The sequence below is a fragment of the Massilia phyllostachyos genome (assembly GCF_021044825.1).
GTDB lineage: Bacteria > Pseudomonadota > Gammaproteobacteria > Burkholderiales > Burkholderiaceae_D > Telluria > Telluria phyllostachyos.
In genome coordinates, this window is sequence record NZ_JAJNOC010000002.1 from 289191 (window position 1) to 303368 (window position 14178).

The window sequence follows — 14178 nt, forward strand, 5'->3', positions numbered from 1 at the left end:
GTTATTCGTCGTGTTGTTTGTGCTGGTTCAGGCCTTGACGACGTTCGGCAGGCGTTCGGTATACACGCCCCGGGTGTCGACGATCAGGTTGGCGTACTGCCGCACCAGTTCGTAGTCGAAGGCGCTGTGCGCGGTCGCCACCAGCACCACGTCGTAGGAGGCGATGGCGTTCGGCGTCAGCGCCACGCTGGAGAGCTCGAAGCGGTGCTCGCGCATGCGCGGGAAGGACGGCACGTGCGGATCCGAGTAGTCGACGCTGGCGCCCTTGCGGCGCAGGATCTCCATCAGCGCCACCGAGGGCGATTCGCGCATGTCCTCGACGTCCTTCTTGTAGGCGATGCCCAGCACCAGCACCCGGCTGCCCATGATCGAACGCCCGCGCTCGTTGAGCGCATCGGCCACCTTGCCGATCACCCACTGCGGCATGTCGCTGTTGATCTCGCCGGCCAGTTCGATGAAGCGGGTGTGCAGGCCGTATTCGCGCGCCTTCCAGGTGAGGTAGAAGGGGTCGATCGGGATGCAGTGGCCGCCCAGGCCGGGGCCGGGGTAGTAGGGCGTGAAGCCGAAGGGCTTGGTCGCCGCCGCGCGGATCACCTCGTGGATGTCGATGTCCATGCGGTCGGCGATGATCTTCATTTCGTTGACCAGGCCGATGTTGACGGCGCGGTGGATATTTTCCAGCAGCTTGGTCAGTTCCGCGGCGCGGGTCGAGCTGACCGGCACCACCCGTTCGACGCCGGCGCGGTACAGTGTCAGGCCGGCTTCCAGGCAGGCCGGGGTCGAGCCGCCCACCACCTTGGGGATGGTGCGGGTCGCGAAGTGCGGGTTGCCCGGGTCTTCGCGCTCGGGCGAAAACACCAGGAACAGGTCGCGCCCGACGGAAAAGCCGCGCGACTCCAGGCGCGGGCGCAGCTCTTCCTCGGTGGTGCCGGGATAGGTGGTGCTCTCGAGCGAGACCACCTGGCCTTCGCGCACACAGGGCAGCAGGGCGCCCACCGTCCCGAGGACATAGGACAGGTCGGGTTCGCGGTAGGCGTTCAGCGGCGTCGGCACGCAGATGATGAGGGCGTCGGCTTCGCCGGCGCGGGTGAAGTCGGCGGTCGCCTCGAAGCCGCGTTCGCGCGCCTGGCCGACGGCGCCGGCGTCGATGTGGCGGATATAGCTTTCCCCGCGGTTCAGGCGGTCGACCTTGTCCAGGTCGATGTCGATGCCGAGCACCTTGTAGCCTTGGGCCGCGTAGCAGAGCGTCAGCGGCAGCCCGACGTAGCCGAGGCCGACAATGCCGATGACGGCGCTGCGGTCCTGCAGCTTGTCGAGCAGCTGCTCCAGGTGAGGGGAAGTGTTCTCGTCGCGCATGTGTTTCCTCGTCGGTGGGTGCGGTGATGCGGTTGACTGGGCAGGGCTAGATTCGGAAGGGTACGAAGCGCTTGATCAGGCTCGGACGCGGGGCGTCGGCCACCAGCGGCGGCGTGCTCGCCGGCGCGGTCGGCACGTATTCGGCGACGATGGCCTTGACCATCGATTCGATCGTGCCGCGCTCGTGGGTCTCGCAGGCCATCATCAGGCAGGTGATGCAGGTTTCCAGCACGCTCGGGCGCAGGGCGCTTTCCTTCATGCGCATGATGCGCGGGTGTTCGCTGGGGAAGACGGTGCCGTCGGTGAGCAGTTCCTCGTGCAGCTTCTCGCCCGGGAACAGGCCGACGAACTGGATCTCGATGTCGCCGCGCGGGTTCTGCGGGGTGCGCTCGGTGAGCCCGGACATGGCGATCATGGTGCGCGCCAGTTCGACGATCTTGACCGGCTCGCCCATGTCGAGCACGAACACGTCGCCGCCCTTGGCCATGGCGCCGGCCTGGATGACCAGCTGGGCCGCCTCGGGAATCAGCATGAAGTAGCGCGACACGTCCGGGTGGGTGATGGTGAGCGGGCCGCCGCGCGCGATCTGGCGCTGGAACAGCGGGATCACCGAGCCGGACGACCCGAGCACGTTGCCGAAGCGGACCATGCAGAAGGTCGTGTGGGCGCCGTGGCGCACCGCCGCGGCCTGGAAGATCAGTTCCGCGATGCGCTTGCTGGCGCCCATGATGTTGGTCGGGCGCACCGCCTTGTCGCTCGAGATCAGGACGCAGGTCTCGACCTTGTGGCGGGCCGCGGCGCTGGCCACGACCTGGGCGCCGACCACGTTGTTGCGCAGGCCCTCGACGATATTCGCTTCCACCAGCGGCACGTGCTTGTAGGCGGCGGCGTGGTAGATGGTGACGACCTTGCCGTCGCGCAGGATGCGTTCGACCAGGTCGTTGTTGCACACCGAGCCCAGGTGGGCGTGGATGGGCAGGGCGGGAAAGCGCGTGCTCAGCTCCTGGCGCACCGTGTACAGCGCGTATTCGGAGTGGTCGAGCAGGTGCAGTTCGCTCGGGGTGAGGGTGACGATCTGGCGGCACAGCTCGCCGCCGATGGAGCCGCCGGCGCCCGTCACCAGCACGCTTTTGCCGCGCACGCAGCGGGCGAACAGGTCGAGCCGCGGCGGCACCGGCGGGCGCCCCAGCAGGTCTTCGAATTTCAGTTCGCGGATCGAACCGCGCGCCGGCGGCCGGTCGTCGGCCAGGTCGACCAGGCGGCTCAGGATCTTCACGGGCACGCCGGCCTGGCCGAGGCGCTGCATGATGTCGCGCAGGCGTTCCGGCGGGGCCGAGGGCAGGGCGATCACGATGGTGCGGACGCCTTGGCTGGCCACCAGTTCGGCCAGGCGCGCGGTATTGAACACGCGCAGTCCGGCGATGGTGCGGTCGTTCAGGGTGCGCTTGTCGTCGAAGATGCAGACCGGCCGGTACTCGTCGCTGTGGCGCATGGCCTGCACCAGCCGTGCCCCGGCCTCGCCGGCGCCGTAGACCGCGACCGCATCGGAAATGCCGGTGCGCTGGCCGCCGTGGCCGCGCAGGAGATTGCGCAAGCCGATACGCGAAATAACCACGTAGGAAAATACCACGAACCAGTAAATCGCCAATGCGCTGCGCGGAAAGCGCGGCTCATTCATGATGATCAAGACGACATAGACGCACAATATGGCGAATGCCAGTGCGGCGCCGGTGAAACTCAATAAGCGCTGGTCGATAAAGCGGATCACGGCGCGATACAGGTCGGACATCGAAAAGGCCGCGATCGTGACCACCGCAACCAATACATAGGATGCCGGCCCGTAATTCATTGCGAGTTGTAAATCGCCCCCGCGCAATATCATGGCGATTAAAAAACAGACCGGCAGGGCGAGCAGGTCCGCCACGACCATCAAGGCGATTTTGCTGGTACGGTTCATCGATACCATTCGTGCGCGAAGCTGGCTGATAAGATCGGGGCTGAATGTCGACATGGCGATCCGCTGCTGGTTGAAGATGGAATGGCGTGGAGCTCGACTGATGTGCGTAAATTGGCTGGTATTAAATTGGATGCTGAGAATCGGCTCGCCGGAATTGGCTAATAAATGGCTTGGAATTCAATGCTTCCGAATAAGCTCATCTTGAATTGGCAAGTTTTGTAAATTTATTATCGTGCGACCACAACGTGGGGTGTTTGACCTGACTCAACGGCGGAAAGTGAATTAAGTCGAAAGTACTAAAATTTTAAAAAGGAAATGGCGCTAGGAAATAAATAAATCCATTAATTTCCATTAATTATTTTATTGATGAGTATTGCCCTGTGTAGTCGTGGGCAATCGCGGAGATAGCGTCCGGCGGGGGAGGGATGCGGGCGACGAGCGCTGGCTATCGGCGGGAGGGAGAAAGGCGGAACGACGCGCCGTTGCGGCGCTGCAGGCGGCGCGCCAGAGGTGGCAGGCGCGCCGCTGCGGAAGAAGTGGAGGGCGAGGCGGCCGCGCGGTCGCGCGCCCGCTGGAGAATCACACGCCGGCCGGACGGCCGGGACGCGGTTGCGGCGCCATCGGCGGCACCGTGATCTGGTCGTTCAGGCGCAGGAACTTGAAGCCGGCCAGCACCTGGCCGTTCTTGCCCTCGCGCGCATTCTTTGCCTCGCGCTCGGCAGCGCGGGCGATGAAGGAGTCGAAGGTCTCCTCGCGCACCTGCGGCGCCTGTGAATGCAGCAGGTGGCGCTCGCCGTTCGGCCCCAGCACCACCAGGCCCACGTGCGACGCCCAGTACTCGCCGTCGCGGGTCGAGATCACGTTGACGAAGTCGCCCTCGCGCAGCTGCGCCGCGATCGCCGCTACCTGTTGTTTCGGCACATACGTCTGGCGGCTGCTCTCGACCGGGAACTCGGCCACCGTGTGGTGGCGGGTGCGCAGGAATTTCGCGCGGTCCACCGTCATCGGATACGAAGGGCCGCCGGCGCCGGCCAGTTCCGCGCTGACGTCAGTGACCAGCCAGCGGTTGGCCACGTTCCAGTCCATCTCGGTGTAGTGGTTGCGCGTGGCCACGCCGATCACGCCGTCGCGGTAGCGGATCCGCTGCAGCATCCAGAAGAACTCTTCCCACGACTGCGACAAGGCCATCGCATAGGTGTGCTCGGCGAACACCACGCAGTCGCTTTCCTTCAGGCTGAACAGCGGCAGCTCGTCGTGGATCTCGTAGGGGAACTCGCCCAGCAGGTGCAGGGAATAGGGCTGGCCCAGGTTCTTGCGGCCGATCGCGGCGATGCGCTTGCGCAGATCCGGTTCCGACGCCTGCATGTGGGCGATGTAGCGGCCCGCCTCGCGCGGACTCATCTGGTAGAGCTGCTTGTGCAGCACTTCGCTCATGGGCGCATCGGCAGGTGGCGCGGGTGGCGCGGTGGGCGCGGTGGGTGGAGCGGAGGCGCAGCCGGCGAGGGCGGCGCCGGCGAGCAGGAGGGAAGCGAAGCGCATGGTCGTCTCTAGGTAGTGTTGTGATATCGCCACGCTAATCTTGCGCGTGGCGCATGAATAATGAAATTTTATAGCGATTCCATAACCAAACATGCCATGAAATCGGGGAGTTGCATATGGACATTCCTCTTAGTTATATAGCAGCCCAAACAAGTGATTATTCAGCAAGGCCGCAGTTCATCAATATTCCGATCATGGCGGCGAAGGCGCCGGCCTCGTACACAATAGCGATAAATCAGGAGAGACCAATATGTTCAAGCAGAAGCCGCTCGCAGCAGCGGTGTCGATGGCGGTAATGAGCCTCGCAACCCTTCCCGCCGTGGCGCAGAACCAGAACACCAACCCGCCGGATACGGCAGTGCCGGTGCAGCAGGTCCAGGTGACCGGCATCCGCGGGTCGCTCCAGCGTTCGCTGTCGGTGAAGAAGGACGCCACCGCCAACGTCGAGGTGATCAGCGCCGAAGACGTCGGCAAGATGCCGGACAAGAACCTGGCCGACTCCCTGCAGCGCCTCGCCGGCGTGGCCGTGCGTACCGACTACGACGAGGCCGAGAAGGTCTCGATGCGCGGCACCAACCCCGACATGGCCCTGATCATCTTCAACGGCCACACCGTCAGCGGCGGCGACTGGTACGTCGCCGACCAGGGCTCGAGCTCGCGCTCGACCAGCCTGTCGCTGATGCCGTCGCACGTGCTGCAGCAGGCAGTGGTCTACAAGACTTCGCAGGCCAACATCGTCGACGGCGGCCTGGCCGGCACCGTCAACGTCACCACCCGCCGTCCGCTGTCGGCCAAGGAAAAGGTTTCGGGCGTGATCAGCGTCGGCGCCGCCTACGCCGACCTGCCGGGCCGCTGGGGTCCGGACATGAACGGCTCGGTCACCTGGAAGAACGACGCCGGCACCTTCGGCGTGCTGGCCTCGCTGTTCAAGGAAAAGCGCTTCGTGCGGCGCGACTCGGTGTCGCGCTTCGCCTACGGCACCAACAGCGGCTGGGACGTGATCAACACCTCGACCATGCTGGGCATCACCGACGCTTCGCTGGCCGGCACCGGCTACAAGGCGGCGGACCTGAACGGCGTGCGCCTGCCGGGTTCGATGAGCTCGGAATTCGTGGAATCGGTGCGTGACCGCCAGGGCGGCATGCTGTCGCTGCAGTTCAAGCCGAACCGCGACCTGGACGTGGTCCTGACGGGCTTCCACTCCGAGATGGGCGCCGACAATCACGGCCGCCTGACCTCGAGCGCGATCTACTCGATGCTGCTCGGTAAGAACCAGCCGCTGGGCTCGACCGTCGCCACCGCCGCCAATACCAATTCCAACGGCCAGCGCGTCTACGCCCAGATCCGCAACCCGGTGATCGTCAACGAGAAGACCGTCTACGGCCACGACCTGAAGGTGCTGAAGGCCGCCGACATCGTGTTCCCGGACGGGACCACCCCGCAATACGTCGGCAACTCGGAAGGCTTCTTCCGCGACGGCGCCGAAGCCACCTCGGCCTTCCTCGACCTCGACGCCAAGTACCGCGTCAACGACGACCTGACCGTCAAGACCCTGCTGTCGACCACCCGCGGCGTCGGCTCCACCAAGCTCGACCAGGGCCTGACCCTGGCGCGCTACGGCACCGGCATCTCCTACGCCCTGGGCGGCCTGCACGACGCGCCCTACGTGAAATACCATAACGCCGGCAGCAACCGGCCCGGCCTGAACGCCGACGGCAGCGGCTACACCATCGTCGACCGCGCCGCGTCCGGCGTGCGCACCGTCGACCGCGAGTGGAGCGGCCAGTTCGACGCCGAATACCGCCTCGACCGCGGCCTGTTCAAGTCGCTCGAGAGCGGCGTGCGCTTCGCCGACCACGAGCGCACCAGCGGCCGCCGCGGCCCGGCCTTCCGCAACGGCATCTCGGTCGACGCCACCACCGGCAAGGTGACCTCGAATACCCCGACCCCGACCACCGGCTGGGCGCCCTATCCAGGCGACTTCGGCGACGGCCTGGGCGGCGGCTGGTGGGACAACAGCGGCTTCACCTATACCCGCGACGCGACCAAGGAATACATCGCCGCCAATACCAAGGTCACGTCTCCGGAATGGGAACGCCGCGTGAACACCGAGATCGACATGAAGGAGCGCCAGGCCGCGGCCTACCTGATGGCGAACCTGGAAGGCGATCGCTGGGGCGGCAACTTCGGCCTGCGCTACAGCCGCACCAAGACCGAGGCCAACATCGCGACCCCGACCCCGGCCGGCGCCTGCCAGCGCACCGAACCGGGCAAGCCTGCCGTCCCATGCCCGGCCTATCCGGGCGCGATCACCACCGCCGGCAATGGCGCCGCCTACTTCGACAACACGGTGTTCAACCCGAACGGCACCGTCGTGTACTACCTGAAGCCGGTCAGCCGCACCTACGAGAAGTGGCTGCCGAGCATGAACCTGCGCTATGAACTGGACAAGGAGCAGATCCTGCGCTTCGGCGCCAGCCGCACCATCGGCCGCCAGAACTACAACATCCTGGGCAGCGGCTTCGGCACCCCGACCTGCGACGCCAACGGCTGCCGCGTGACCGGCCCGAATCCGGACATGCGCCCGCTGATCTCGGATAACCTGGACCTGTCCTACGCCTGGTACTTCGGTGCGCGTTCGGTGGTGGCGGTCAGCGCCTTCCACTCGAAGATCGATGGCTACGTGAAGACCGGCGCCACCGGCACTTCCACCGTCGACCTGGTCGACCCGCGCGACCTGACCGTCAAGACCTTCGCCATCAACACCGCCTCGCAGCAGGGCGCGAAGATCAGCGGCCTGGAACTGCAGTACGAGCAGCCGATCGGGAACACCGGCTTCGGCTTCACCTCGAACGTCAGCCGCGCCAAGACCAAGGTCGACGACGGCCGTCCGATGGTGGGCGCGTCCGAGTGGGCCGGCAACCTGGGCCTGTACTTCGAGAACGACAAGCTGTCGACCCGCCTGGTCGCCAACTACCGCGGCGAGTACGTGAACAGCACCACCGCGCCGTCGCCGACCGCGAACAGCCAGGGCCAGTCGGTGATCAACGGCGTGGCGATGCCGACCGCGCCGACCTATGCCGATGCGGTGACCACGCTCGCGTTCTCGCTGAACTACTACGTCACGAAGAACATCGAGCTGGCCTTCAGCGCCAACAACCTGACCAACGCCAAGCGCGCCCAGTATCGCTACAGCGAGGAAGAGCAGCAGAAGCTGGACGTCAGCGGCCGCCAGTACTACCTGAACCTGCGCTACAAGTTCTGATCGTGGCGTAAGGACGGAAAGGGAGCTTCGGCTCCCTTTTTTTTCGGGGCTTCTTCGCATATCGGCAGCGTCTTCCATTCTCACCCTCGGCCATGTAGGAGGCGGCCTATCGAAATGTGTGCGGCAGCGAACGGTCGTGCGCCCGGGTCATCGGTAAGATGGACCTGTGTGAGTGAGGCGCGGCATCGCAAGCGATGCAGGATGCGCCGACAGCTCGACAGGTTAGCCGGTCGCCTCGAGGACCGGCACCAGATCCGGGCCGGCGTTCGATCTTCCGGGATGAACGACGGCCCCACAACGGGGAGCGGAGGTTGCCAATGTCCGAGATCAAGCATCCACCCAAGCACGTGGTCCGTGCATACCTCGAGCGCCGCTCGCGGGACACGGCGCCGCCGCCGACGCCGGAAGAGATCCGGCGCCAACTCGGCTGGGGCATGCTGATGCCTTCCGAGCTCAAGATGGGCGCCAACCGTTCCTGATTCCTGCCGCGCACGGAGGCATCGCTCCCGCTGCGCGGCGTCCCATCCAAGGAGACACACCATGACCCGCAAGATCGGCAGCAAGCACGAGGCACAGCACCGCGGCCAGAAGGAACGCCAGGAGATCCGCCGCACCAATATCGCACGCGAGGCCGTCAAGATCGCCGAGGCCCGCGCCAAGTACCGCAACGAAGTCAAGGGCCAGTCGCGCCGGGAAGCCGCCGCCGCGGCCTGATCTCACACGCACTGTTCCATCGAGCCCGCGCTTCAGGAGCCCGCTACTTAGCGGGCTTTTTTTCGTTCCACCGCCGCCCACCGAAAACTTCGCCGTTCACCGCTTCTCCGCCGCCGTTCGCCGAAAGGCGCTTTCACGGCGGCCACCGCACCGGTATCGTGTGTCCATGTCAACCACATACGAGGAGTGCAGCACCATGGATACCGTCGACGCTTACCGCTGGCGCAAGCAGGTGGTCTGGGGCTTGATGATGATCGCCGTCGGCAGCATCGTGCTGCTCGATCGCCTGTACTATATCGACGCCGGCGCCTACTGGCATTACTGGCCGCTGCTGCTGGTCGTGGTCGGGGTCAACCAGACCATCGGCTACCCGAGCCCGCGCGAGTTTGGCAACGGCGTCTGGACCATCTTCATCGGCCTGTGGCTGTTCGCCTGCTTCGAGCACGTGTTCGGGCTCACCTTCGCCAACAGCTGGCCGCTGTTCATCCTGGCCTGGGGCGTGAAGCTGGTGTTCCAGCCGCTGGTCGCACGCCGCTTCGACAGCACCATTTCGGAGAACCGCAATGAAAAATGACATCAAGTCGCGCGGCGCGAAGAGCCAGATGGTGCTCGGCGTGCTGGTCATCATGGCCGGGCTGCTGTTCCTGCTCGATAACCTCGACATCCTCGAGCTGCACCGCGCGATCTCGTTCTGGCCGATCGTGTTCATCGTCGCCGGCCTGGTCAAGCTGTACGACACGCAAACCCGCGGCGGCCAGCTGATGGGCGCCGGCCTGGTGGGGCTGGGCGTCCTGATCATCCTCGACCGGATGGACATCATCGACTTCAATGTCCGCACCATGTGGCCCTTGTTCTTCATCGGCTTCGGCATCTACACGATCTGGCAGGCCCGCACCGGCAAGCGCCTGGTCCGGATCGACGGCGTGAAAGGCGAGCAGGACCTGAACGGCGAAGGCCTGGTGGACGTCACCGCGGTGCTGGGCGGCTTCGAGCGGCGCGTGTATACGCCCGACTTCCGCGGCGGCGAGATCACCGCGATCATGGGCGGCTGCGCGCTCGACCTGCGCAACTCCTCGATTCAAAAGGAAGCGGTCATCAACGTGTTCGCCTTCTGGGGCGGCGTGACCCTGAAGGTGCCGCCCGACTGGACCGTGGTCCTGAACGGCACGCCGATCATGGGCGGCTTCGAAGAAAAGACCGCGACCCCGCCGGACAACAGCAAGCGCCTGATCGTGCAGGGTTACGCGATCATGGGTGGCGTCGAGGTCCGCAACTGATGAATGGCGGCTTCTGGGCGCGGCGCAGCGTCGCGCTCTACCTGCTGGCCTGGCTGATGCTGGGCGTCCTGATGGCGGCGCTGCTGGTCGCGGCCCAGGGGGCGGCCGTGGGCGCGGCCTTGCTGTTCGCGCTGCCGACCATGCTGTTCTACGCCAGCGCCTGCGGCTTTTCCGCCTACTACCTGTGCCGCGCCTATCCGCTGGCGCAGCGCAGGCTGGGAGCGGTGCTGCTGGTGTTCCTGTTCAGCGGCTCGACCGCGGCCCTGCTGTGGTGCGCGGCCGGCAGCGCCTGGGCCGGGCTGTGCGCCCTGCTGCTCGGGGAAGCGCGCGCGGTGGCGGTGACGCGCCCCGTCGCGGCGCTGCTGTTCGGGATCGGCGTGCTGCTGTACTGGATGACGGCGGTGGCGCACTACCTGGCGCTGGAATTCGAGCGTGCGCGGCGCGCCGAGACCCAGGCGCTGGAAGCGCGCCTGCTGGCCCAGGACGCCGAGCTGCGCATGCTGCGCACCCAGATCGATCCGCACTTCCTGTTCAACAGCCTGAATTCCATCAGCGCGCTGACCGGCATCGACGCGGGCCGGGCGCGCGACATGACCCTGCAGCTGGCCGGCTTCTTTCGCCAGACCCTGGGCATGGAAGCGCATCGCCGGATCGCGCTGCGCGAGGAAGTCGCGCTGCTCGAACGCTTCCTGGCGATCGAGGGCGTGCGCTTCGGCGCGCGCCTGCGCTTCGAGCAGGACGTGGGCATCGATGCGGCCGCATGCCTGCTGCCGCCGATGATCCTGCAGCCGCTGGTGGAGAACGCGGTCAAGCACGGCATCGGCCAGCGCCTCGACGGCGGCCGCATCGCCTTGAGGGCGCAGCGCGCCGGCTCGCTGCTGCGCATCCGGGTCGAGAACGACGTCGATGCGGACGATGCGCCGCAGGGCCGCGGCAAGGGCATCGGGCTGGAAAACGTGCGCCAGCGCCTGGCCGCGGCCTACGGCAGGGAAAGCAGCGTGCATTGGGCACGCGAGGACGAGACATTCCGGGTGGACCTGGTGCTGCCGGCGGAAGCGGAAACGAAGGAGGAGTAGTTCATGCGAGTGCTGATTGTCGACGACGAACACCTGGCGCGCGCGCTGCTGCGCGAATACCTGGCCGGCGAGCCGGAGGTCGAGATCGTGGGCGAATGCGCCAACGGCTTCGAGGCGGTCAAGGCGATCGGCGAGCTCGATCCCGATCTGGTCTTCCTCGACATCCAGATGCCGAAGCTGGACGGCTTCGAGGTGGTGGAGCTGGCCGGCGCCAAGCCCCATTACGTGTTCGCCACCGCCTACGACCAGTTCGCGCTGCGCGCCTTCGAGGTGCATGCGATCGACTACCTGCTCAAACCCTTCGGCCGCGAACGCCTGGCCCAGGCGCTGGCGCACGCGCGCAGCCGGCTGGCGCCCGCCCATGTGCCCGCGCAGGCGCAGGCGCTGGAGGCGGTGGTGCGGGAAGCCGCGCGCCGCCAAGGCCACCTGGAACGCATCCTGATCAAGGACGGCGCGCGGGTGCACGTGGTGGCGGCGGAGACGGTCGACTATATCGAGGCGCAGGACGATTACGTGCAGGTCCATGCGGGCGGCAAGTCCTGGCTCAAGCACGGGCGCCTGTCGGAACTGGAAACCCAGCTCGACCCGCAGGTGTTCATCCGCATCCACCGCTCCTACCTCGTGAATGCGGGGTCGATCGCACGCATCGAACCGAGCAGCAAGGACAACTACTGCGCCGTCCTCAAGGATGGGGCCAGGCTGCCGATCAGCCGCAGCGGCTATGCGCGCGTGCGCGAACTGATGCGCTAGCCGTCGACCTGCCACCAGGCCGGCAGCAGGGCGCGTACTTCAGGCCGCGCGAAGCGGTCGTCGATCAGCCACACCACGCCGCGGTCCCGCTCGGTGCGGATCACGCGCCCGGCCGCCTGCACCACCTTCTGCATGCCCGGATACAGGTAGGTGTAGTCGTAGCCGGCGCCGAACATCGCGCCCATGCGTTCGCGCAGCTGCTCGTTCACCGGGTTCACCTGCGGCAGGCCGAGGGTGGCGACAAAGGCGCCGATCAGGCGGTCTCCCGGCAGGTCGATGCCCTCGCCGAAGGAGCCGCCCAGCACCGCGAAGCCGACCCCGCGGCTCGCCAAGGTGAAGCGATCGAGGAAGGCGGCGCGTTCCGGCTCGCTCATGCGGCGTTCCTGGCGCCAGGCCGGCACTTCCGGGTGCTCGCGCGCCAGCCGTTCGAGGACCTGCTCCAGGTAGTCGAAGCTGCTGAAGAAGGCCAGGTAGTTGCCGGGGCGCTCGCCGTACTGGCGCGCGATCAGCGCGGCGATCGGGCCGAGCGAAGCGCTGCGCTGCTGGTAGCGGGTCGAGATGTTCGCGGCGATGTGCACGTCCAGCTGGCTGGCCGTGAACGGCGAGGCGACGTCGGCCCAGGCCGTGTCCTGGGGCATGCCGAGCAGGTCGAGGAAATAATGCCAGGGGCTGAGGGTGGCCGAGAACAGCGTGGCCGAATGCGCCTGCGCGAAGCGCGGCGCCAGGAACGGCGCGGGCACCACGTTGCGGATGCTGATGCTCGAGTCGCGCACGCCGGCGCGCGTCAGGTCGCACAGCGAATGCTCGCCGAAGGATTCGGCCAGGCGGATGAAGCCGAGCGCGTCGAAGTGGAAGCGCTGCAGCTCCGGGTCGAGCGGGCCGGGGAATTCGGCGAGGAAGTCGTTGATGGTGCTGGTGGCGTTCTGCAGGGCGTCGAGCAGCTTTTCCGGCACGGCGTCCAGCACCTGGTAGGGCGCGGGCGCCTCCTTGTCGACGCCGGTCCAGGCGCGGCCGACCCGCGCCAGGGCCTTTTCCACGAGCGGCGGGGCGTTGGCGCGGGCCGCGCGCAGGTTGGTGCGCTCGAGCTCCGCGCTGTACATCGAGCGGGCGCGCGACACCATATTGTGGGCTTCGTCCACCAGCACGCTGGCGCGCCAGCCGTTGGACTGGGCCAGCGCGTAGAGCATGGCGCCGCCGTCGAAATAATAGTTGTAGTCGCCGACCGCCATGTCGGCCCAGCGCGCCATCTCGCTGCCGAGATAGTAGGGGCAGACGTCGTGCTGCAGCGCGACGTCGCGCAGGGCGTCGCGGTCGAGGATCGCGACGTCGGCGGCGGCGCAGCGCGCGGCCGGCAGGCGGTCGTAGAAGCCCTTGGCCAGCGGGCAGGCGTCGCCCTGGCATGCCTTGTCCGGATGCTCGCAGGCCTTGTCGCGCGCGGTGAGTTCGAGCACGCGCAGCGGCAGGCCCGTGCCGGCGCCGAGGCTGCGCGCGGCATCGATCGCCAGGCGCCGGCCCGGCGTTTTCGCGGCCAGGAAGAACACCTTGTCCAGGCCTTGCTGCGGCAAGGCTTTGAGCACCGGGAACAGGCTGCCCACGGTCTTGCCGATGCCGGTCGGCGCCTGCGCCAGCAGCGAGCGTCCGCTGGCGTTCGCGCGGTAGACGTTCTCGGCGAGTTCGCGCTGGCCGGGGCGGAAGTCCGCATGCGGGAAACGCAGCGTGGACAGGGCGGCGTTGCGCGCGGCGCGGTGCGCGGCTTCGCGCGCGGCCCAGGCGGCGAAGCGGGCGCACTGGTCTTCGAACAGCGCGGCAAGCTCGCCCGCCTCGCGCGTTTCGCGCAGCACGGTCTCGTGGCCGCTGCCGATGTCGTAGTAGACCAGGGCCAGGTTCACTGTTTCGAGGCCGAGCTGCCGGCACAGCAGGTGGCCGTAGACCCGCACCTGGGCCCAGTGCAGGTGGCGGTGGTTGTCGGGGATGTGGGCGAACTTGCCGCGGTGGGTCTTGATCTCTTCGATCAGGTTCTGGTCCGGGTCGTAGCCGTCGGCGCGCCCGCGCACGTGCAAGTCGCCCCAGTCGCCGGACAGCGAGACCTCGGTGCGGTAGCCGGGGCCGCGCCGGCTGGTCACCACCGCATGGCCGTCCATGCCTTCCTGGGCGGTGGGCGAGGGCGTGAAGCGGATGTCGAGGTCGCCCTGCTTGGCCGTGAACTCGCACAGCGCCCTGACGGCGACGGTGTACTTCACGCCA

Annotated in this window: 11 protein-coding genes; 7 read left to right on the forward strand and 4 right to left on the reverse strand. The window is 66.8% G+C overall.

Annotated elements, in window-relative coordinates:
• Positions 1–27: 27 nt before the first annotated feature.
• From LQ564_RS08270 to LQ564_RS08280, 3 genes are all read right to left on the reverse strand, one after another.
• A complete protein-coding gene (locus LQ564_RS08270; RefSeq protein WP_231057632.1) occupies positions 28–1356 on the reverse strand; it encodes a nucleotide sugar dehydrogenase in 1329 nt (442 codons plus the stop codon).
• A gap of 46 nt (positions 1357–1402) precedes the next feature.
• Positions 1403–3145, reverse strand: a complete 1743-nt coding sequence (locus LQ564_RS08275; RefSeq protein WP_231057633.1) for a polysaccharide biosynthesis protein — start codon at positions 3143–3145, stop codon at positions 1403–1405.
• Between the two features lie 747 nt (positions 3146–3892).
• A complete protein-coding gene (locus LQ564_RS08280; RefSeq protein ID WP_231057634.1) occupies positions 3893–4852 on the reverse strand; it encodes an N-acetylmuramoyl-L-alanine amidase-like domain-containing protein in 960 nt (319 codons plus the stop codon).
• 250 nt (positions 4853–5102) lie between these two features.
• On the opposite strand from LQ564_RS08280, the gene LQ564_RS08285 reads away from it, so the two are divergent.
• The 7 genes from LQ564_RS08285 (at position 5103) to LQ564_RS08315 (ending at position 11934) form a co-directional block, all read left to right on the forward strand.
• Positions 5103–8117: a TonB-dependent receptor gene (locus tag LQ564_RS08285; protein WP_231057635.1), complete on the forward strand. Its 3015-nt coding sequence runs from the start codon at positions 5103–5105 to the stop codon at positions 8115–8117.
• Positions 8118–8434: 317 nt separating this feature from the next.
• On the forward strand, positions 8435–8596 hold the full coding sequence (locus LQ564_RS08290) for a hypothetical protein (RefSeq protein WP_231057636.1): 162 nt from the start codon (positions 8435–8437) through the stop codon (positions 8594–8596).
• Between the two features lie 61 nt (positions 8597–8657).
• Positions 8658–8831 carry a hypothetical protein gene (locus LQ564_RS08295; RefSeq protein ID WP_231057637.1) on the forward strand — a complete coding sequence of 58 codons (174 nt, stop codon included), beginning with the start codon at positions 8658–8660 and terminating at the stop codon, positions 8829–8831.
• Between the two features lie 196 nt (positions 8832–9027).
• Positions 9028–9405 (forward strand): LiaF transmembrane domain-containing protein, encoded by a 378-nt coding sequence (locus tag LQ564_RS08300; RefSeq protein ID WP_231057638.1) that lies wholly within the window; start codon positions 9028–9030, stop codon positions 9403–9405.
• Positions 9395–10108 carry a LiaI-LiaF-like domain-containing protein gene (locus LQ564_RS08305; protein WP_231057639.1) on the forward strand — a complete coding sequence of 238 codons (714 nt, stop codon included), beginning with the start codon at positions 9395–9397 and terminating at the stop codon, positions 10106–10108. The genes LQ564_RS08300 and LQ564_RS08305 overlap by 11 nt, the downstream gene beginning before the upstream one ends.
• Complete coding sequence (locus LQ564_RS08310) at positions 10108–11184, forward strand: sensor histidine kinase (protein ID WP_231057640.1); 1077 nt, start codon at positions 10108–10110, stop codon at positions 11182–11184. Before LQ564_RS08305 ends, LQ564_RS08310 begins: the two co-directional genes overlap by 1 nt.
• 3 nt (positions 11185–11187) lie before the next feature.
• Complete coding sequence (locus tag LQ564_RS08315; RefSeq protein WP_231057641.1) at positions 11188–11934, forward strand: LytR/AlgR family response regulator transcription factor; 747 nt, start codon at positions 11188–11190, stop codon at positions 11932–11934.
• Here LQ564_RS08315 and LQ564_RS08320 read toward each other — a convergent pair.
• Positions 11931–14174, reverse strand: coding sequence for an ATP-dependent DNA helicase (locus LQ564_RS08320; RefSeq protein WP_231058131.1), 2244 nt, complete (start codon positions 14172–14174; stop codon positions 11931–11933). The two genes, LQ564_RS08315 and LQ564_RS08320, sit on opposite strands and share 4 nt — an antisense overlap.
• Positions 14175–14178 lie beyond the last annotated feature (4 nt).